This is a genomic window from Nocardia macrotermitis, from assembly GCF_009604405.1.
Taxonomy (GTDB): domain Bacteria; phylum Actinomycetota; class Actinomycetes; order Mycobacteriales; family Mycobacteriaceae; genus Nocardia; species Nocardia macrotermitis.
This window is the reverse complement of sequence record NZ_WEGK01000003.1, coordinates 308,313-326,882: the sequence shown is the minus strand read 5'-3', so window position 1 is coordinate 326,882 and position 18,570 is coordinate 308,313. Positions and strand designations below refer to the sequence as shown.

Here is an 18,570-nt window from a genome sequence, read left to right as displayed (position 1 = left end):
CTCCTGACCTATCGGGGCAATCCGAGCACGCGCTCGGCGACGATATTGCGCTGAATTTCCGAGGTACCGCCGGCGATGGTGCCGGCGAAACTGCGGACATACCGCTCGAACCAGCTGCTGACCATATTGTCGTTGTTGAGCGGATTGAACGGCGCGGTCATCCCGGGATGATCGAGCCCATCGATTCCCTTGGCGTACAACGCCGAATCGGCCGCGCGCTGCACCGCCTCGGAGCCCAGCAGCTTGAGCACCGACAGCGAGGCGACGTCCTGTTCCCCGCGCGCCTCCCGGGCCAGCGCCGCCGAACCCAGCAGCCGCAGCGCCTGATTGTCCATCGCGAGCGTCGCGTAACTGTCCCGGTCCAGCACCGTCTTGGGCCGGAAATCCTCGAGCAGTTCCTGCAACCGATCCGCGAAACTCAGCCACAGCAGCGTGCGTTCGTGCCCGAGCGACCCATTGGCAACACCCCAGCCACCGTTCAGTGGGCCGACCAGGTTCTCGGCGGGCACCCGGACGTTCTCGAAGAAGACCTCGTTGAAGTCCAGGTCGTGCGGCCCGCAGATGGAGGCGAAGGGCCGCCGGGTCAGGCCGGGCGAGTCGGTCGGGATCAGCAGCACGCTGATGCCCTTGTGCTTGGGCGCGTCCGGATCGGTGCGCACGAAGGTGAGCAGCACATCGGCGTCGTGCGCGCCCGAGGTCCACACCTTCTGCCCGTTGACCACGAACTCGTCACCGTCCCGGACCGCGCGGGTGCGCAGTCCGGCCAGATCCGAACCCGCGCCCGGTTCGCTCATCCCCAGCGCGGCGGTGATCTCCGCGCGCAGAATCCGTCGCGCCCAACGGGTTTTCTGCTCCTCGGTGCCGAAGGACAGCAGCGAGGCGGCGATGATGCCCAGGCCCTGCGGATTGAAACTGGGATAGATGCGCCGGTACGAGAGCTCCTGCAAATGCACGTACTGCTGCAGGATTCCGGCATTGCGGCCACCGAATTCGGGCGGATTGCCAGGCAGCAGCCAGCCATTGTCGAACAGCAGCCGCTGCCACTCGCGCGCCCAGGGCGGCACCTCGGCACTCGAGATCGGCCGGTCCGCGGCGGCGGCGACCTCGTCGGGCAGGTTCTCGCCGAGGAAGGCGGCGAATTCGGCCCGGAACTCCTCGACCTCGGGATCAAAATTCAGTTGCACGGTACTCCTCGGCGATCAGCGCGCGGTGTTCGGCGGCGCCGCCGAGCATGAGCTCGCCGGACTTGGCCCGCTTGAGCGCGAACTGCAGGTCGTTCTCCCAGGTGAAACTCATCGCGCCGAACAGCTGCATGCCGTGCCGGAACACCAGCGCCTGGCACTCCCCCGCGGCGGCCTTGGCCATGGCCGCGGCGAGCCGTCGGCGCGGATCGTCGTCGCGAATGGTCAGCGCCGCGAAATAGGCCAGGGCACGGGCCCTTTCGATGGCGATGTGCATATCGGCAGCCTTGTGTTTGACGGCCTGGAACGAGCCGATCCGCACCCCGAACTGCTCGCGGGTGCGCACATGCTCGAGCACCAGATCCAGTACGCGACGGCACGCGCCCACCATGGTCAGGGCCATCCCGGTCAACGCCACGTGACGCGCCCGCTCGGTATCGGCGCGCAGATAGTTCTCCTCGCGCACCCGCACCCCGGCCAGACTCACCTCGCCGACGTGCAGCACCGGATCGAACACCATGCTGCGCCGGGTACTCGCCTCGGCGGCGGGCACCACGAACACCCCGGCCTCGGTCACCACGGCGAACTGTTCGGCGCGATCGCCGTCCAGCACGTGCCGCGCGGTACCGCTGAGCACCCAGCCCCCGGCGTCACGGAAGGCGGTGATGCCGTCGTACACCGCGGTGCCGGAGCTGTCCGGCCGCGCGAAATCCGGTGCCAGCGGCGCGAATTGGGTCATGGTCGCCAGATACGGCGTGGGATCCGTTGCGTAACCGAACTCTTCGAGCACGATGCCCAGCTCGACCGTCGCCGCCGGATCGGTCAGCTCGGTCCACCCGTGGCCGATGTAGTTGCGCCACAGCGCATCACTGTCGGCCCCCTTGTCGGCGATCTCCCGGATCAGCGCCGGGGGGCACTGTTTGGCCAGCACCTCGCGCACCGTGTCGTGCCACAGTCGCTGGTCGGAGTCGAACTCCAAAAGCATCCGGACAGCCTCCTTGCCGACTACTATGTTGCCTAGCGAGAATATCATTCTCATTCAGTGGAAGTAAGAGTCTCCACTATGTCGACAAACACGCCACCCAGCAACCCGATGGAAACACGTTCTCCGGTACAGTGCAGTCATGTTCTCTTCACATAACCGAGGAGCAGTGAGCCCGTGAGTAGGTCCGCGAGCACACCGGCTACACAGCCGTGGGCGTCCGACGCCGACGAGGTGACACTGTGAGTAGCCCCAGCGAAGAGCCCGCCTGGAAGCAGCGCGCCGTCGAGCGGTCGCTGCGCACCGCGAAGTTGCGCGCCGAGCAGCGCGTGCAGCGGTTCCTGGACGCCGCCCAGGCCATCATCACCGAGAAGGGCACCACCGACTTCACGGTGCAGGAGGTCGTGGATCGCTCCCGGCAGTCGCTGCGCAGTTTCTATTTGCAGTTCGACGGCAAACACGAACTGCTGCTGGCACTGTTCGAGGACGCGCTGAACCGCACGGCCGATCAGCTGCGCGCCGCCGCCGACGCCAAGAGCGATCCGCTGGAGCAGTTGCAGGTGACCGTCGAGCTGCTGTACGAGCTGTGCCGTCCCGATCCGAACGCGCAGCGCCCGCTGTTCACCGACTTCGCGCCGCAGTTGCTGGTTTCGCATCCCGCCCAGGTCAAGGTCGCGCACGCGCCGGTGCTGGCGCTGTTCACCGAGCTGATGGAGCAGGCGCAGGAGGCGAAAGAGCTTCGCGCCGATGCCAATCCGCGCCGGGTGGCGGCGATGGTGATGCAGACGGTCATGTTCACCGCGCAGTCCAACGGCGGCACGGACGAGGAGACCACGCATCCGATCAGCGCGAGCGAGGTCTGGAGCTTCTGCGCGCACGGCTTCGCCCGTAAATGAGAATCTTATTCTCAATCATCGAGAGTTTCACTTACACTCGGGTGTATGCCCGACCTGTGGAGTGATCTTCTCGCCTGCCTCGAACTGTCGACCCGGTCGTCCCTCGACGACGAGACCGTCTTCGAGGGCGCCAACCAGCAGTTGGAGTACTACCGCGTCTTCGGTGGGCAGCTGCTGGGGCAGTTCGTTCGCGCCGCGGCGCTGAGTTGTCCGCACAAGTCGGTCAAGTCGGTGCACGCGCTGTTCGCGCGGGAGGGCCGCACCGACGAGCCGATCCGCTATCGGGTGCGCCGCCACCACGAGGGGCGCTCGTTCGCGACGGTGAGCATTGTCGCCGAACAGGATTCGGGCGTCGCGGCCACCGCATCCCTGTCGATGCACGCACCCGAGGCGGGTCCGGAGCGGCAGTCCGTGCCCGCACCCGCCGCACTGCTGGGTGACGAGCACAAGGTCGAGTGGGGTCTGCTGCCGTGGGAGACCCGCGCGGCCGCCGACCTGGACGACTCCGCTTCCGGGCCACCGGAATTCGAGTTCTGGATGCGCACCCCGCAGGTGTCCCCGGAACTGGCCCCGGCGATCCTGGCGTACGCCACCGACCTGAACCTGATCGGCACCGCACTGCGACCGCTGGAGGGAATTCGCCAGAGCGGCAACGGAACCGCCTTCCGTTCCGCGGTGACCTCGCACAGCCTGTGGTTCCATCGTGAGTTCCGGACCGACGAATGGTTGCTGCTGCGCCAGGACAGTCCGATCATGTCCGGCGCACGGTGCTTCGGCCGCGGCGATGTGCTCACCGAGGACGGGCAGTTGGTCGCGTCCTACGCGCAGGAGGCCATGGTGCGCTTCCCGCAACCCGATGCCGATGCGGCGGTGCGATGATGGAGCCGAATACCGTGCTGGACAAGAACTCTCAGCAGGATCCGGGGCGGCCCAAGTACCGGGTCGTGCAGTGGGCCACCGGGACCATCGGCGCTCGCGCGCTGCGCGGCGTGATCGGACATCCGGAGCTGGAACTCGTCGGCCTGTTCGTGCATTCCGCCGACAAGGCCGGGCGGGACGCGGGCGAGTTGTGCGGCCTGCCGCCGACCGGCGTGCTCGCGACCGACGACATCGAGCAGATTCTCGACCTGGACGCGGACTGCGTGCTCTACATGCCGCTGCTCTTCGACGGCGACACCGTGGTCCGGCTGCTCACCGCGGGCGCGAACGTGGTGACCACCTGCGGGGCGTTCCATCACCCCGGAAGTATGGATCCCGCACTGCGACACCAGGTTCAGCACGCCTGCGGCCTGGGCCGGTCCTCGGTGCACAGCACCGGGAGCAGCCCCGGATTCATCAGCGAGGCCGTACCGCTGGTGCTGTCCTCGATCCAGCGTCGCCTGGACCGGCTCGCGATCGACGAGTACGCCGATCTGTCGCAACGTGATTCGCCGTCCATGCTGTTCGACATCATGGGATTCGGCAGCGCGCCAACCGAATTCGACCCGGCCCGCGCCGAATACCTCGCCGCGAGCTTCGGCCCCTCGCTACGCCTGCTCGGCGACGCCCTCGGCCAACCCGTGGATTCCCTCACCGCACACGGCGAGGTCGCCACCGCCCGCGAAACCTTCACCATCGCGGCCGGCACGATCGAGCGAGGAACCGTTGCCGCCCAACGCACCACGATCACCGCCATGGTCGGTGACCGCCCCCTGCTGAGCTTCCGCGCCACCTGGTACTGCGGCAAGGACATCGACCCCACCTGGGACCTGCACGACACCGGCTGGCACATATCGGTCGAAGGCGACGCGCCCCTCGAGGTCACCCTCCACTTCCCCATCCCCCTCGACCGCATGGCCGAGATCTCCCCCGCCTACACCGCCAACCGCGCGGTGAACGCCATCCCCGCCGTCTGCGCCGCAGAGCCCGGCATCCGCACCACCCTCGACCTACCGCACATCATCACCCGACTCAGCTGAGCGAATCTGCTTGCGGCGAAACATATCTCACCGCAAGCCTCAACAGACCGGACAATTCGTTCGCTGCGGTCGGGTTCGCCCCGACCGCACGGCAAACGACCACCGGCTGCCGACACATGATTCGAAGGCGTACTCGTCACCGCGCCGTCAGGCATGGTCGGCAAGCGCCGAGGTGAATGCCATGCGCCTGAACCGATCTCGCGACCAGGTCACGCCGGACGGTACGGATGTGAAGCACCGGTTACAGACGGCGGTCACAACGCGTTGCCACCTCTGCCGTATCCGACGCCGCGATGTCACGGCAGCCAGTCGCTCAGTCGGCGGCCAGATCCGACAGGAGCGCATCGACGCGAGCCTGTGCCCGGTCCGCGACGCCCGCACCGGGGGCGGTGTGGACGCGGTCCACTTCGATGGCGGTGAGCGCGGCCTCGGCCACCTCGCGGGGTGAGAGGATTCCGCCGCGGGCGGCGGCCAAGGTGCGCATCGAGGGGGCCGGGGCGTCTGCGGGTGGGGGTGTGATGGCTCCGAGGGCAGCGGAGTTCCGGCCGAGCGGGGTGTCGACCAGGCCGGGGCAAAGAACGGTGGCACCCAGGTTCGGGGATTGCTGTTTGAGTTCCAGGTCGAGGGTTTCGGTGAGGCCGACGACGGCGTGCATGGTGCCGGTGTAGGGGGTGCGGGACGGGAGCGGGGCGAGGCCGCCCGAGGACGCGGTGTTGAGGATGTGGCCGGCGCCCTGCGCGATCAGCAGCGGGGCGAAAGCCTTGACGCCGTGGATGACTCCGAGCATCTTGATGCCGATCATGCGCTGCCAGGTGCGGGCGTCCTGCTCCCACATCGGGGCCGCCGGGCACACCACACCGGCGTTGTTGCAGACCAGATCCACGCGGCCGTACGCGGCCAGGGTGGCCTCGGCCAGGGCCCGCACCGAGGATTCGTCGCTCACATCGGCGACGACGGCGGTGACCTCGGCCCCGGTCTCGCGCAGTGCGGTCGCGGCCTCGGCCAGCCCGTCCGCGCGGATGTCGGAGATGACCACGCGGACCCCGCGCGCGGCGAGCGCCTCGGCCAAGCCGTAGCCGATACCGCTGGCACCGCCGGTGATGACGGCGACCTGCCCCGACTGGATCTGCATTACCGCTCCTCTCAGCAGAACCCTGTGTGAAACAACAGGTTCGAGCGAATCACACGAGTGCGGCCAAGCCTTCCCGCAGGGCACGGTACCCGGCGAGTTGCACAAAGACGGCACAACCGGGCCGCCTGTACGCAATCATGCGTGGAAATTATGTTCTCCATCAGAGTACACATCGTTCTCATACACGTGAACAGCAGATCCGCGAATTCCAGACTCTTGCTTTAGCTATATCTTACGATATAACTTGAGAGCGTGAGTCCACGACGACCTCCGATTCCCGGCGGTATCGGCCCCGGCCCCGGACGCTTCTTCGGCCAGGGCGAGCTGCGGCTGGCACTGCTCGCACTCATCGCCGAGCAACCCGGCCACGGCTACGAACTGATGTCCCGGCTGGAGGATCGCTGCCGCGGCGCGTACCGCCCGAGCGCGGGCGCGGTCTACCCGACCCTGCAACAGCTGGAGGACGAGGGCCTGGCCACGCTCGAGATCACCAGCGGCAGAAAGGTTTTCCACATCACCGAGGCAGGTCGCGCCGAGGTCGACGCGCACGGCGAGACCGTGCGGGAGATCTGGGAGCGTGCCACCGAACGCGGTGAGTGGGGAATGTTCCGCGACCCCGACGCCGCCGAGATCGTCGGTCCCGCACTGCGTCTGTTCAAGACCGCGGTCTCGGTGATCGTGCACGCACACGGCGACCCGGAGGTCGTCGACCGCGTCCGGGCGGTCCTGACCGAGGCCACCGGCGAGCTCCGGCAGCTCAAAACCGATGTCAAACGGGCACACCGGGCTCATCATCAGCAGCGGCGTCGCGGCCGCCGCACCGAGTGATCGCATCTCCCGATACGAAGGTATTCCCATGGCGCACAACGACACCACCGCGCAACAGACCATCGCCGAGGCGACCCCGCCCGGCTCACCCCGCACCCTGCGGACCCGCCTGCTCGACCGCTTCTTCCTGGAGGGGCAGGTCCTGGAGACCGAACAGATCGCCGCGCGCATGCGCCGCATCCGCATCGGCGGCCCGGCCCTGAGCGGCCTGGATTGGCTTCCCGGACAACAGATCCGGATCGCCACCGGCGATCCTGACGCCGACGGCATCATGGGCCGCATCGGCGAGCTGCGCACCTATTCGGTGTGGCACTACGATCCCGACGCCGCCGAGATCCACCTGTGCGTCATGGACCACGGCGACGGCCCCGGAGCCACCTGGGGTCGCGAGGCGAAACCCGGTCTCGCCGTACGCTTCCGCGGCCCCGAGGGCACCTTCACCCTCCGCCCCGACGCCCCCTACCACCTGTTCGCGGGCGAGGAGACCGCCGCGGCCGCCTTCGGCCCGATGCTGCGCGCGGTCCCCGGCCACGTCCCGGTCTACGGCGCGATCGAGTCCGCCACCGAGGCGGACCGCCTCCCCCTGCACCGCGCCGTGGCCCTCACCCGCCCGCTGCGCGGCGCCGCCTCGGCGGCCCGCTCACAAACCCTGCTCGACGCGATCCGCACCATCGACCTGCCCGCCGAACCCGGCGTCGCCTACCTCGCCGGCGAGGCCCGGACCATCCAGATGATCTCCACACACCTTGTCCGCGAACGGCATTGGCCGCGACGCTCGGTCGTCACCAAGCCGTTCTGGACCCCGGGCAAACGCGGTATGGACTGACCCGGCTCAGCGCTTGGCGGCCGTCAGCTTGGCGATATTCGCCCGGAAATCCTCGCTCTGGAAGGTGAGATCCTCTGCGGTGAGGGCGAAGTCGAGCGTTTGCAACACCGTGTGCTCGAGCTGCATGTTGAACAGGCGCTTGGTGGCCTCCACGGCCTGCTGCGGTAGTTCGAGGATGCGCTGGGCGCAGGCCAGGGCCTCGGCGACCGGATCGGCGACGACGTGGTTGGCCAAACCCATCTCCCGGGCCTGTTCGGCGCGGATGCGCGCACCGGTGATGGCGTATTCCTTGGCCAGCAGCATGCTGGTGTGCAGCGGCCAGGTGAGCGGGCCACCGTCGGCGGCGACCAGGCCGACCTGCACGTGCGGATCGGCCAGGTACGCGGTCTCGGCGATGTAGACCAGATCGCTCAAAGCGACCAGGCTGCAACCCAATCCGACGGCCGGGCCGTTCACCGCGGCGATCACCGGAATCCGGCAGCGCGCCATCCCCAGCACGATGTCGCGACCGTCGGCGATGGACTTCGCCCGCAACGCGCGGTCGTTGCTCAACTCGTCGAGGTACGCGAAATCCCCGCCCGCGGAGAACGCGCGACCGGCGCCGGTCAGCACCGCCACCCGTGCCGTCGGGTCGGCGCTGAGCTGCGGCCACAGCCGGGCCAGCCCGGAGTGCAGCGAATCGTTGACCGCGTTGAGCGCGTCGGGACGGTTGAGGGTGATGATCCGGACCGGTCCCTCGGCGCGAACGTCGATTTCGGCGGGCATGTCGTACATGTCAAACTCCCAATCCCAGGATGCGTGCGGCGATGATGTTCTTCTGAATCTGCGAGGTCCCGCCCATGACGCTCTGCGCCCGGCTGTACATGTAGGAACCGAGTAGTTCGGGATCGCGGCTGCCGCCCACGCTCAGCGCGGCATGTCCGACCGACTGATCGACCCAGGTCATGAGCAGTTTGTCCAGCGATCCGTCCGGACCGTGGGTGACCCCGTCGAGCTGTTCGGACAGGCGGCGGCGCACGTGCAGCCGCAGCATCTCGGTCTGCACCGCGGCCCAGGCGAGTTCGGGCGGAGTCGGCCCGTCCACGCGGGATGCCAACTGGCGCACCAGCTTTCCGTATCGGGCGGCGAATCCGAGGGTGGCGGGTTCGCGCTCGTGCCCGACCACGGTCATGGCCATCTTCCAGCCGTCACCGGGTTCGCCGACGAGTTGATCGGCGGGCACGGTCGCACCGTCGAAACGCACCTGCCCGAACTCCCGGGTGACGCCGCTGATCATCTGCAACGGCCGCTGCTCCACGCCGGGCTGATGCATCGAGATGATGAACGCCGAAATCCCTTTGTGCCGAGGCACATCCGAGTCGGTGCGGGCCAGCAGCAGACACCAGTCCGCGACATCGGAGTAGCTGGTCCAGATCTTGTGCCCGTGGATGACGTAGTGATCACCCTCGCGCGTGGCGGTGGTGGTCAGCGCGGCCAGATCCGAGCCCGCGCCCGGTTCGCTGAACCCCTGGCACCAGCGTTCGGTGCCGTTGATCATCCCGGGCAGGAACCGCTGCTGCAATTCCTTGCTGCCGTGCCGCCCCAGACCCTGCACCAGATAGCCCAGGCTCGGCCGCGGCGGGGCCCCGGCGATGGCGAGTTCCTCGTCCAGGATGACGTCGAACACCGGCGGCAACTCCTGCCCGCCGAACTCCCGGGGCCAGGTCACGCCGAAGAATCCCGCCGCGTACAGGGCCTGATGCCATTCGCCCTGCCGCGCCCAGTACTCATCGCCCGAGGTCGGGAAGCGCCCGGCGATCTCGGCCAGCCAGTCCCGCAGACGCGCCCGGAATTCGGCCTCTTCGGGGGAATCACGAAAGTCCACGACCGCACTCCTTCGAATCGTCAAAGCTCACAACCGATCTCCTTCGAGAGCACGGCGAACAGTTCCGCCTCGTCGAGTGGATTACCTGCGCCGCGCCGAATGAATTACGTGAGCCCACAGTCGATCTCCTCCAACCGCACCGGGAACAGTTCCGTCGAGGTCATCACGCGACGCAGATACACGTGCGCGAGGCATTCCCAGGTGTTGCCGATGCCGCCGTGCACCTGAATGGCCGTCTCGCACACCGTCAATGCCGATCGCGCGCAATAGATCTTGGCGATCTGCCCGGCTCGGATGGCTTCGGTGGGAGTGAGTTCGTCCACCGCCCAGGCCGCATGCCGCAGCACGCTGATGCAGCCCTCGATCAGCGCCTGACTCTCGGCGAGCAGATGCGCGACTGCCTGGTACGAGCCGATCGTATTGCCGTACTGCTCACGCACTTTCGCGTAGTCGACCGCGAGAGCCTGTGCGCCCCGGGCACATCCGACCAGATCCGCGCTGGTCGCGGTGAGCGCCAACGCCTGCCAGTGGCCGAGTTGTTCGGCGCTGAGTTCACCGAGCGGTTCGGGTTCACCGCTGATCGCCGCGTCGTGACGGGTCAGATCGGCGCTCGGCGAATCCTCGCCGACCCCCGCGGCCAGCAGCCGCGGCCCGTCCACGATCAGCACCCGATCGGCGTCGACGGCGTCGATGGCGCGGTTGCCCACCGCGACGGTCCAGCGCACGGCGGCGTCCCCGGACTGCCCACGCAGGTCGTCGGCCAGCACCGGCCCGAGGAACGGCACGTCGACCAGGCCGCGCGCGAACTCCTCCGCGACGATCGCGACCTCGACACCGGAGGCCCCGTCCGACCGCAGCGCCCGCCACCCGGTCTGCGCGACCGTGTTCTCCAACCTGTTCAGCCGAGCCCGGTCGTCCAGCCCCAGCACCGAACCCGGTCCCAGATCGTCGGCCAGTTTCGCGGCGGCGTCACGCAGCTGCCGCTGTTCACTCGTGTATCTGACGTCCATACTGCTCCTTGAGAATTCGGCGCAACACCTTGCCCGACGGCAGTCGGGGAATCTCGGATACGAAGACCACGCGACGCAACCGCTTGTATCCGGCCAGCCGCTCGGCGACCAGCGCGGCGAGCTCGTCGGCGGTGACCTCCGGGACGACCTCGGCGGCCCGGGTGACCGCCGCGACGATCGCCTCGCCGTCGCCCGGATCGGCCACCCCGAACACCGCGCAGTCGCCCACTCCCGGATGCGCGTGCAGCACGGCCTCGATCTCGGCGGGCGCGACCTGGAAGCCGCGCACCTTGATCATCTCCTTGGATCGATCGGTGAGCCGGATCCAGCCGTCGGCGTCGATACTGCCGACATCACCGGTGCGGTACCAGCCGTCGTCGAAGGCGCTCGCGGTCGCCTCGTCCGGAAGATATCCGGCCATGAGCGACGCCGACCGCGCCTGGAGCTCACCGATCTCCCCGGGCCCCAACGGTTCTCGGGTCTCCAGCGAGATCGCGCGCAGCCGCACCCCGGGCGCGGCCTTGCCGACGCTGTCCAATCGCACGTCGCCGATCGGGCTGCACGCGATGACCGGCAGCTCACTGGCACCGTAGGCGGGCAGCCAGGGCACACCCGTTCGCGCGGTGACGGTTTCGGCGACACCGGCCGCGACCGGGGTCGCACCCCACATGATGTACCGCAGCGAGGACAGATCGTAGGACTCGAGTTCGGGATGGGCGGCCAACGCCAGAGCTATTGGCGCAACGGCCATTTCGATGGTGATCCGATCCTGCGCGATACAGCTGAGCATGCGTTCGAGATCGAACCGTCGATGCAGTCGCATCCACGCCCCGGCTTGAAGCACGGTGACGATGTTCAGCAGACCCAGGATGTGCGAGGGCGGGGTGAGAATCTGTAGGCGGTCATAGGAATTCAGCTCGAGCACCTTGATCCAGTGCTGCACCGCCGCGGCCATCGAGGCATGGGTGTGCCGCACGGCCTTGGGCAGACCCGTTGTGCCGGAACTGAATACGAGTACCGCGTCGGACGCCGGATCGGGACGTGCGGCAGCGGGTGTGCGCGGCGTTATCGGCTCGTCCAGATGCCGCATCGGCAACATCTCCGCGAGCAGCGGCGAATCACCCACGCCCAGCACGGGTTCGGTGAGCATGAGCGCGTGCTCGAGTTCGGTCCGCTTCCAGGACGGGCTGATCAACACCACCGTCGCGCCCAGCTGCCACAACCCCAGCACCGCGACCACGAACTCCGGCCGATTGCCGGACATCAGCGCGACGCGATCCCCCGCCCGCACCCCGCGCTCGGCAAGTTCGGCCGCCAGGCCCGCGGCGAGCCGATCCAACTCACCCCGCGAGTACTCCCGGTCCTCGAAGACCAACGCGACCGGATCGGCCCGCAGCGCCGTCGCGACACCCGGCGCGCTCACGACGACGCCTCGGCACGCGAGGGCGCGACAGGGAGACCTGTGCGCCGAGTGGTGCACACCACCATCGCAGCCATCCAATCTCATTGATGAGAATCTAATTCTCTCTATACTAGAATCTTAATACCAGAGGAGGGTAGTTCATGGCGAGACCACCGATGTTCCAGCGCGCGACCGTCACCAGGATCAGCAAGGAGAGCGCGGACGCGCGCACCTTCGTGCTGGCCCCGCACGAAGGGCCGATCACGTACCGCGCCGGGCAGTTCTGCACGTTCCGGGTGGAGGTGGACGGCCGAACCCTGTTCCGCTCGTACTCGATGTCCAGCGCGCCCGAAACCGACGGCGAACTGATGACCACGGTCAAGCGCGTACCCGGCGGCGCGGTCTCGAACTGGCTGCACGACAACCTGGTCGAGGGCGACGAAGTGGAGATGTCGCAGGCCGCGGGCCGATTCTGTCTGCGCGACACGCAGGTCCCGCTGCTCGGATTCAGCGGCGGCAGCGGTATCACCCCGGTGCTGTCGCTGACCAAGAGCGCCCTGGCCACCACCGCACGTCGCGTGCGGCTGCTGTGCGCGGACCGCGATCCGGAATCGGTGATCTTCGACACCGCCCTGACCGAACTGGCCGCGAAGTATCCCGGACGGCTCAGCGTAATCCGGCATCTGGATTCGGCGAGCGGATTCCTCACCCCCGAGGCGATCGCCGAATTCGTCGGGTTCGACGGTGCGGCCGACAGCTACATCTGCGGCCCGGAACCGTTCATGGAGATGATCGAGAAGGCCCTGCCCGGACCGGGTCTGATCTTCAGCGAGCGATTCGGCGCGCCGGTGCCGGTACTGCCCGAGACACCCACGGCCGAAACCCCCGCGGTGACGCCCTCGATACCCGAAACCCCCACGGCCCCGGCAAAACCCGCCGGTGAGGGTTCGGTCACGATCATCCTGAACCGCAAGAAGAAGACGGTCCCGCGCAAGGACGGCGAAACCCTGCTGGAGAGCGCCCGTCGCGCGGGCCTGACCCCGCCCTTCTCCTGCGAGTCCGGCAACTGCGCCACCTGCATGGCCAAGGTCCTGAAAGGCCATGCGACGCTGCGGCAGAACAACGCCCTCACCGACGACGAACTCGACGAAGGCTACGTGCTGACCTGCCAGGCGATCCCCGATACCGACTCCATCACCGTCGACTACGAGTAGAACGAGCCCGGCCCCGTGCGGCGGATCCCAGCCGATCCGCCGCACGGGGCCTCGCGCGTGCCGGGAATCTCACCCGTCGCGCCGCCGGATTGCTCTACCCTCCGGGCCGGACCACGCCGCACCCGCCACGTCGCACCCGCCGAAGCGGGCTGCCACACGTCCGGAATCTCCCACAATTAGCTGCACGACAAAGACTTTCAGCGACCGGCTTCGCCCAGCACCGGGGGCGGGCCGTACACGTGCTCGTACCCGGCGACCTTGATCGGATTGCGGATCAGCCGGAAATCGCCCGCGGTGATGATCGCTTCCGGGGTCGCGGCCAGCGCCTCGGGGAGCGTGCGGACCGCTGCTGCGGGAATCCCCAAGGGCCGCAGTCGATTCTGCCAACCCGCTGCGGTATCGGTGGCCAGGGCCGCGGTGACCGCGTCGAGCACTTCCTCACGGCGGGAAGCACGTTCGGCCATCGTCTCGAAACCGCCGACCCCGGCCTCGGCAGCAAAAGTCTTCCAGAATCCGTCGTGCGTGATGAACAGCGCCAGATGCCCCTCGGCAGTCGGGAAGAGTTGCGCCGGAACGTAATACGAATGCGCGCCGAACGGACGACGTCGAGGCTCGGCACCGGTCCCCAGGTAAGCGGCGGCGTGATAGTTGAGCTGGGAGAGCATCACGTCGTAGAGCGAGACGTCGACCTGCCCGCCCCGCCCGGACACGATCTGCGCGAGCAGCCCCAACGCGGCGGTCAAACCGGTCGAATTGTCCGCGGAGGAGTACCCCGGCAGCGTCGGCGGCCCGTCCGGATCCCCGGTCATGGCCGCGATCCCGGTCGACGCCTGGACGACGTAGTCGAACGCCGGATCATCCCCACCGTCCAACCCGAACCCGGTGATGGCCACGCAGACGATCCGCTCGTTCCACCGACGCAGCGCCTCGAAGGTCAACCCCAACCGCCGAATCGCCGAGGGCTTCAGATTCACCAGCAGCGCATGCGATTCCGCGACCAGCTCCCCCAGCCGCTGCTGCCCCTCCGGCGAGGTCAGATCGATGACCAGACTGCGCTTTCCGCGATTGAGACTCGCGAAATAGGTATCGCTGACCTGCCGCGAGATCTCGCCCGAGGCGGGTTCCAGCTTGGTCACCTCCGCCCCCAGATCGGCCAGCATCATGGTCGCGTAGGGCCCGGCCAGCATGGTGCCGACCTCCAGGATCCGGATTCCGGCCAGCGGACCACCACCGGTCGCCTCGGTATCCGGCTCCGGCGACACTCGTCCATCCGCTCGCATCCGCATCACCCGTTCTCCACGAACCCCGCCACCGCGAGATCCCGCCGACGTTCCGAATTCCCTTGCCGTGCAAGGACCTAACGCAAATCCCGGGCGACCTCGGCGATCATCTCGCGGGTGCGCCGCTTGGAGGCACGCAACTCGTCGAGCGTGTCCCCGATCGGCAGCAGCCGCACCGACACATCCGTCGCCCCGGCCTCGGCGTACCTGCGCAGCCCCGCCGCGATCGCCGCCTCGTCCCCGGCGATACACATATCGCCGACATTGCGAGCGTCGCCCTGATCCAGCAGCCGTTGATAATTCGGCGACACCTCGGCCTCGGCGAGAATCCGGTTGGCCCGCTCCTTGGCCTGATCCACCTCGTCCGGACGGCACAGGCACACCGGCAGTCCGGCCACGATGCGCGGCGCGGGACGTCCCGCCTCGGCGGCGGCTTTGGTGATCTTGGGCGCGATGTGGTCCGCGATCGCGCGTTCGTCGGCCATCCACAGCACCGTGCCGTCGGCCCGCTCCCCCGCGATCCGCAACATCACCGGTCCCAGCGCGGCCACCAGCACCGGAATCGGCGCGACCGGACCGAGGTCCAGCGGGTTGTGCACGGTGAACGTCTCGTTCTCGACATCCACCGAACCCGGCCCGCGCAGTGCGGGATTCAGCACATCGAGGTAGTCGCGGGTGTAGGCGGCGGGCTTGTCGTAGGGCAGGCCCAGCATGTCCCGCACGATCCAGTGATGCGACGGGCCGACCCCGAGCGCCAACCGCCCGCTCGCCGCCGCTTGCGTCGAAAGCGCCTGCCGGGCAAGGGCGATCGGGTGTTGCGCCTGCAAAGGCACTACGGCCGTACCCAATTCGATGCGCGAGGTCTTCAGCCCCATCAGCGCGATGGTGATCAGCGCGTCGAAATCGGTGGGTATCTGCGGAATCCAGGCGGTGTCCAGCCCGGCCGACTCGGCCCATTCGATATCGGCCAGCATCCGGTCGAGTTTGCGCGCGGCATCGCCCTTCTCCGGGCCGATCATCACTCCGATACGCACGAATTTCCTCCAGTTCCAAGCACTTTCACAGCGCGATGGGCGACAGCGGGTTCAGGACGAGGCCGGTGTGCCGGTCAGTTTGCGGATCTCGGTGACCAGCACCTCCAGCGCCGTACCGGTCGGGAACACCGCCGCGGCCCCGGCCTCCTCCAGCCGCGACACGTCGGCCTGCGGAATCGTGCCGCCCACGACCACGGCGATATCCCCGGCATCGGCGGCCCGCAGCGCGTCCACCACTCGTTTGGTCAGCGCCAGATGCGCGCCGGACAGGATGCTCAGCCCGACCACGGCCACATCCTCCTGCAACGCGATGGACACGATGTCCTCCACGCGCTGGCGGATCCCGGTGTAGATCACCTCGAATCCCGCGTCGCGCAGCGTGCGCGCGACGATCTTCGCGCCGCGATCATGTCCGTCCAGACCGGGCTTGGCGACCAGCACCCGCGCGGTCATCAGAACACCACCGGCTGCTGGAATTCGCCCCACACCGACTTCAGCGCGGCGGTCATCTCCCCGACCGTGCAGTAGGCGTTGGCACAGTCGATCAGGCGGTCCATCAGATTCTCGTCTCCCTCGGCGGCGCGCGACAGCGCGGCCAGCGTGGATTCCACTGCGGCGGAATCCCTTTCGGCCTTGACCTTGGCCAGGCGTTGCAACTGCACCTCGCGGCCCTGCGCATCGAGTTCGTAGGTGCCGATATCGGGCGCGGGCTCGTCGGAGACGAACCGGTTCACCCCGACCACCGGACGCTCGCCCGATTCGATCTCCTGATGCGCTTTGTATGCCTCGTCGGCAATGAGGCCCTGTAGATAACCGTCCTCGATGCAGCGCACCATGCCGCCGTGCTGATCCAGATCGGCCATGATCTCGACGATGCGCGCCTCGGTCTCGTCGGTCAGCGCCTCGACGAAGTACGAGCCGCCGAGCGGATCCGCGACCCGGGTCACGCCGGTCTCGTAGGCCAGGATCTGCTGGGTGCGCAGCGCCAGCGTCGCGGATTCCTCGCTGGGCAGCGCGAACGGCTCGTCCCAGGCCGCGGTGAACATCGACTGCACCCCGCCCAGCACCGAAGCCATTGCCTCGTAAGCGATTCGGACCAGATTGTTCTGCGCCTGCGGCGCGTACAGCGAGGCGCCGCCCGATACACAGCCGAACCGGAACATCGACGCCTTGTCCTTGGTCGCGCCGTATCGCTCGCGCACGATCGTGGCCCAACGACGCCGTCCCGCACGGTATTTCGCGATCTCCTCGAAGAAATCGCCGTGCGTGTAGAAGAAAAAGGACACCTGCGGCGCGAACTGGTCGATACTCATCCGGCCGCGTTCGACGACGGTGTCGCAGTAGGTCACACCATCGGCCAGCGTGAACGCCATCTCCTGCACCGCCGTGGCGCCCGCATCGCGAAAGTGCGCGCCCGCCACCGAGATCGCGTTGAATCGCGGCACCTGCGCGGCACAGAACTCGATGGTGTCGGCGATCAACCGCAGCGACGGTTCGGGCGGCCAGATCCAGGTGCCGCGCGAGGCGTACTCCTTGAGGATGTCGTTCTGGATCGTGCCGGTGAGCTTTTCGCGCGGCACGCCCTTCTTCTCCGCGGCCGCGACGTAGAACGCCAGCAGGATCGCGGCGGTGCCGTTGATGGTGAAGCTGGTGGAGATCTTGTCCAAAGGTATGCCGTCGAACAGGATCTCGGCGTCGGCGAGGGTGTCCACCGCGACGCCGACCCGCCCGACCTCCTCGCTCACCTCGGGATCGTCGGAGTCGTAACCACATTGGGTCGGCAGATCCAACGCCACCGACAGCCCGGTACCGCCCTGTTCGAGCAGATACCGGTAGCGCCGGTTGGACTCCTCGGCGGTGCCGAAGCCGGAGTACTGCCGGAAGGTCCACAGCCGCCCCCGATAGCCGGAGGCGAAGTTTCCGCGCGTGAAGGGGTACTCGCCCGGCGCGGGCGGATCGGCTCGCCGATCCTGCGGTCCGTACACCGCGTCGAGCGGGATCCTGGACGAGGTCTGCACTTCGTTGTTCATCAGTGAATACGGTACTTGCCAAAAAAGAGAATGCCAATACCATCAGGTGTGAATGCCTGATCACGAACCCGTTGCGACCGAGGAGCACGATGTCCGACCACCTACCGCTGACCGACCGCACGATGGTGATCTCCGGCGCGAGCCGCGGCATCGGCCTGGCGATCGCCCTCGCCGCCGCCCGCCAGGGGGCCAATGTGGCGCTGCTGGCCAAGACCGCCGAACCCCATCCGCGCCTGCCCGGCACCGTGCACACCGCCGCCGCCGAAATCGAGGCGGCCGGAGGTAAGGCCGCGGCCGTCGTCGGTGACGTGCGTCGCGCGGAGGATGTCGAACGCGTGGTGAACACGGCGGTGGAACGCTTCGGCGGCGTCGACATCTGCATCAACAACGCCAGCGCCATCGCGACCGAACCCACCGAACAGCTCGCGCCCAAGAAGTTCGCGCTGATGACCGACATCAATCTGCACGGCACCTTCCTGCTCACCCAGGCCTGCCTGCCGCACCTGCGCAAGTCGGCCAACCCGCACGTGCTGACCATCGCCCCGCCGATCAACATGAATCCGCGCTGGCTCGGCGCGCACCCCTCCTACACGCTGTCCAAATACGGGATGACGCTGCTCTCGCAGGGCTGGGCCGCCGAATTCGCCGATGCCGGAATAGCTTTCAACTGCCTGTGGCCGCAGACGTACATCGCCACCTCGGCGGTGGCGAACCTGCGGGACGGCGAGAATCAGCTCGCCGCCGCGCGCAGCCCCGAGATCATGGCCGACGCCGCGGCCGCGATCCTGACCCGCCCGGCGCGCAAGACCACCGGCAACTGCTTCCTCGACGCCGACGCCCTGTCCCTGTACGCCGGCGTCGAGGACTTCTCCCGCTACGGCGGCGGCCCGAATCCCACGCCGGACCTGTTCCTGGACTGAGTTCGGTATCCCA

The 18,570-nt window shown here is 67.8% G+C and carries 18 protein-coding genes; 7 read left to right on the top strand and 11 right to left on the bottom strand.

What is annotated here, in order from left to right; translation table 11 throughout:
• Window positions 1-8: 8 nt before the first annotated feature.
• Both NRB20_RS08685 and NRB20_RS08680 read right to left on the bottom strand, forming a co-directional pair.
• Window positions 9-1,184, bottom strand: a complete 1,176-nt coding sequence (locus tag NRB20_RS08685; RefSeq protein ID WP_319944641.1) for an acyl-CoA dehydrogenase family protein — start codon at window positions 1,182-1,184, stop codon at window positions 9-11.
• Window positions 1,168-2,166 (bottom strand): acyl-CoA dehydrogenase family protein, encoded by a 999-nt coding sequence (locus tag NRB20_RS08680; RefSeq protein WP_153409294.1) that lies wholly within the window; start codon window positions 2,164-2,166, stop codon window positions 1,168-1,170. Before NRB20_RS08680 ends, NRB20_RS08685 begins: the two co-directional genes overlap by 17 nt.
• A 239-nt stretch (window positions 2,167-2,405) precedes the next feature.
• On the opposite strand from NRB20_RS08680, the gene NRB20_RS08675 reads away from it, so the two are divergent.
• From NRB20_RS08675 to NRB20_RS08665, 3 genes are read left to right on the top strand one after another with little or no spacing between them, the layout of a single operon-like run.
• On the top strand, window positions 2,406-3,059 hold the full coding sequence (locus tag NRB20_RS08675) for a TetR/AcrR family transcriptional regulator (protein WP_319944640.1): 654 nt from the start codon (window positions 2,406-2,408) through the stop codon (window positions 3,057-3,059).
• Window positions 3,060-3,104: 45 nt separating this feature from the next.
• Entirely contained in the window at window positions 3,105-3,938 is an 834-nt protein-coding gene (locus NRB20_RS08670; protein ID WP_153409292.1) for an acyl-CoA thioesterase, read from the top strand.
• Window positions 3,938-5,017 (top strand): NAD(P)H-dependent amine dehydrogenase family protein, encoded by a 1,080-nt coding sequence (locus tag NRB20_RS08665; RefSeq protein WP_153409290.1) that lies wholly within the window; start codon window positions 3,938-3,940, stop codon window positions 5,015-5,017. The genes NRB20_RS08670 and NRB20_RS08665 overlap by 1 nt, the downstream gene beginning before the upstream one ends.
• Before the next feature lie 313 nt (window positions 5,018-5,330).
• Here the strand turns inward: NRB20_RS08665 and NRB20_RS08660 are convergent, their stop codons facing one another.
• A complete protein-coding gene (locus NRB20_RS08660) occupies window positions 5,331-6,149 on the bottom strand; it encodes an SDR family NAD(P)-dependent oxidoreductase (protein WP_153409288.1) in 819 nt (272 codons plus the stop codon).
• A gap of 252 nt (window positions 6,150-6,401) precedes the next feature.
• Here NRB20_RS08660 and NRB20_RS08655 point away from each other — a divergent pair, with 252 nt between their 5' ends.
• Both NRB20_RS08655 and NRB20_RS08650 read left to right on the top strand, forming a co-directional pair.
• Window positions 6,402-6,977, top strand: a complete 576-nt coding sequence (locus NRB20_RS08655) for a PadR family transcriptional regulator (protein WP_153409286.1) — start codon at window positions 6,402-6,404, stop codon at window positions 6,975-6,977.
• Between the two features lie 28 nt (window positions 6,978-7,005).
• A complete protein-coding gene (locus NRB20_RS08650) occupies window positions 7,006-7,803 on the top strand; it encodes a siderophore-interacting protein (RefSeq protein WP_153409284.1) in 798 nt (265 codons plus the stop codon).
• Between the two features lie 6 nt (window positions 7,804-7,809).
• Here the strand turns inward: NRB20_RS08650 and NRB20_RS08645 are convergent, their stop codons facing one another.
• The 4 genes from NRB20_RS08645 to NRB20_RS08630 form a co-directional block, all read right to left on the bottom strand.
• On the bottom strand, window positions 7,810-8,577 hold the full coding sequence (locus NRB20_RS08645; protein WP_153409282.1) for an enoyl-CoA hydratase/isomerase family protein: 768 nt from the start codon (window positions 8,575-8,577) through the stop codon (window positions 7,810-7,812).
• A 1-nt stretch (window position 8,578) separates the two neighbouring features.
• Window positions 8,579-9,667, bottom strand: a complete 1,089-nt coding sequence (locus tag NRB20_RS08640; protein ID WP_319944639.1) for an acyl-CoA dehydrogenase family protein — start codon at window positions 9,665-9,667, stop codon at window positions 8,579-8,581.
• A gap of 104 nt (window positions 9,668-9,771) precedes the next feature.
• Window positions 9,772-10,677, bottom strand: coding sequence for an acyl-CoA dehydrogenase family protein (locus NRB20_RS08635; RefSeq protein ID WP_153409278.1), 906 nt, complete (start codon window positions 10,675-10,677; stop codon window positions 9,772-9,774).
• Entirely contained in the window at window positions 10,655-12,100 is a 1,446-nt protein-coding gene (locus NRB20_RS08630; protein ID WP_319944638.1) for a class I adenylate-forming enzyme family protein, read from the bottom strand. The genes NRB20_RS08635 and NRB20_RS08630 overlap by 23 nt, the downstream gene beginning before the upstream one ends.
• 140 nt (window positions 12,101-12,240) lie before the next feature.
• Here NRB20_RS08630 and NRB20_RS08625 point away from each other — a divergent pair, with 140 nt between their 5' ends.
• Window positions 12,241-13,293, top strand: a complete 1,053-nt coding sequence (locus NRB20_RS08625; protein WP_153409274.1) for a ferredoxin--NADP reductase — start codon at window positions 12,241-12,243, stop codon at window positions 13,291-13,293.
• Window positions 13,294-13,490: 197 nt separating this feature from the next.
• Here the strand turns inward: NRB20_RS08625 and NRB20_RS08620 are convergent, their stop codons facing one another.
• From NRB20_RS08620 to NRB20_RS08605, 4 genes are all read right to left on the bottom strand, one after another.
• Entirely contained in the window at window positions 13,491-14,555 is a 1,065-nt protein-coding gene (locus NRB20_RS08620) for a CaiB/BaiF CoA transferase family protein (RefSeq protein WP_319944637.1), read from the bottom strand.
• Between the two features lie 95 nt (window positions 14,556-14,650).
• A complete protein-coding gene (locus NRB20_RS08615; protein WP_319944636.1) occupies window positions 14,651-15,607 on the bottom strand; it encodes an LLM class F420-dependent oxidoreductase in 957 nt (318 codons plus the stop codon).
• Between the two features lie 51 nt (window positions 15,608-15,658).
• Window positions 15,659-16,060, bottom strand: coding sequence for a cobalamin B12-binding domain-containing protein (locus tag NRB20_RS08610; protein WP_153409272.1), 402 nt, complete (start codon window positions 16,058-16,060; stop codon window positions 15,659-15,661).
• Window positions 16,060-17,637: a methylmalonyl-CoA mutase family protein gene (locus NRB20_RS08605; protein ID WP_153409270.1), complete on the bottom strand. Its 1,578-nt coding sequence runs from the start codon at window positions 17,635-17,637 to the stop codon at window positions 16,060-16,062. The genes NRB20_RS08610 and NRB20_RS08605 overlap by 1 nt, the downstream gene beginning before the upstream one ends.
• 89 nt (window positions 17,638-17,726) lie before the next feature.
• On the opposite strand from NRB20_RS08605, the gene NRB20_RS08600 reads away from it, so the two are divergent.
• Complete coding sequence (locus NRB20_RS08600; RefSeq protein WP_153409268.1) at window positions 17,727-18,557, top strand: SDR family oxidoreductase; 831 nt, start codon at window positions 17,727-17,729, stop codon at window positions 18,555-18,557.
• The last annotated feature ends 13 nt before the right edge of the window (window positions 18,558-18,570 follow it).

Bases quoted from the DNA above. Each gene is read 5' to 3' on its own strand.
- NRB20_RS08665 (WP_153409290.1), top strand. From the start codon at position 3,938: ATGGAGCCGAATACCGTGCTGGACAAGAACTCTCAGCAGGATCCGGGG.
- NRB20_RS08660 (WP_153409288.1), bottom strand. From the start codon at position 6,149: ATGCAGATCCAGTCGGGGCAGGTCGCCGTCATCACCGGCGGTGCCAGC.
- NRB20_RS08610 (WP_153409272.1), bottom strand. From the start codon at position 16,060: ATGACCGCGCGGGTGCTGGTCGCCAAGCCCGGTCTGGACGGACATGAT.
- NRB20_RS08645 (WP_153409282.1), bottom strand. From the start codon at position 8,577: ATGTACGACATGCCCGCCGAAATCGACGTTCGCGCCGAGGGACCGGTC.
- NRB20_RS08625 (WP_153409274.1), top strand. From the start codon at position 12,241: ATGGCGAGACCACCGATGTTCCAGCGCGCGACCGTCACCAGGATCAGC.
- NRB20_RS08605 (WP_153409270.1), bottom strand. From the start codon at position 17,637: ATGAACAACGAAGTGCAGACCTCGTCCAGGATCCCGCTCGACGCGGTG.
- NRB20_RS08635 (WP_153409278.1), bottom strand. From the start codon at position 10,677: ATGGACGTCAGATACACGAGTGAACAGCGGCAGCTGCGTGACGCCGCC.
- NRB20_RS08600 (WP_153409268.1), top strand. From the start codon at position 17,727: ATGTCCGACCACCTACCGCTGACCGACCGCACGATGGTGATCTCCGGC.
- NRB20_RS08650 (WP_153409284.1), top strand. From the start codon at position 7,006: ATGGCGCACAACGACACCACCGCGCAACAGACCATCGCCGAGGCGACC.
- NRB20_RS08670 (WP_153409292.1), top strand. From the start codon at position 3,105: ATGCCCGACCTGTGGAGTGATCTTCTCGCCTGCCTCGAACTGTCGACC.
- NRB20_RS08680 (WP_153409294.1), bottom strand. From the start codon at position 2,166: ATGCTTTTGGAGTTCGACTCCGACCAGCGACTGTGGCACGACACGGTG.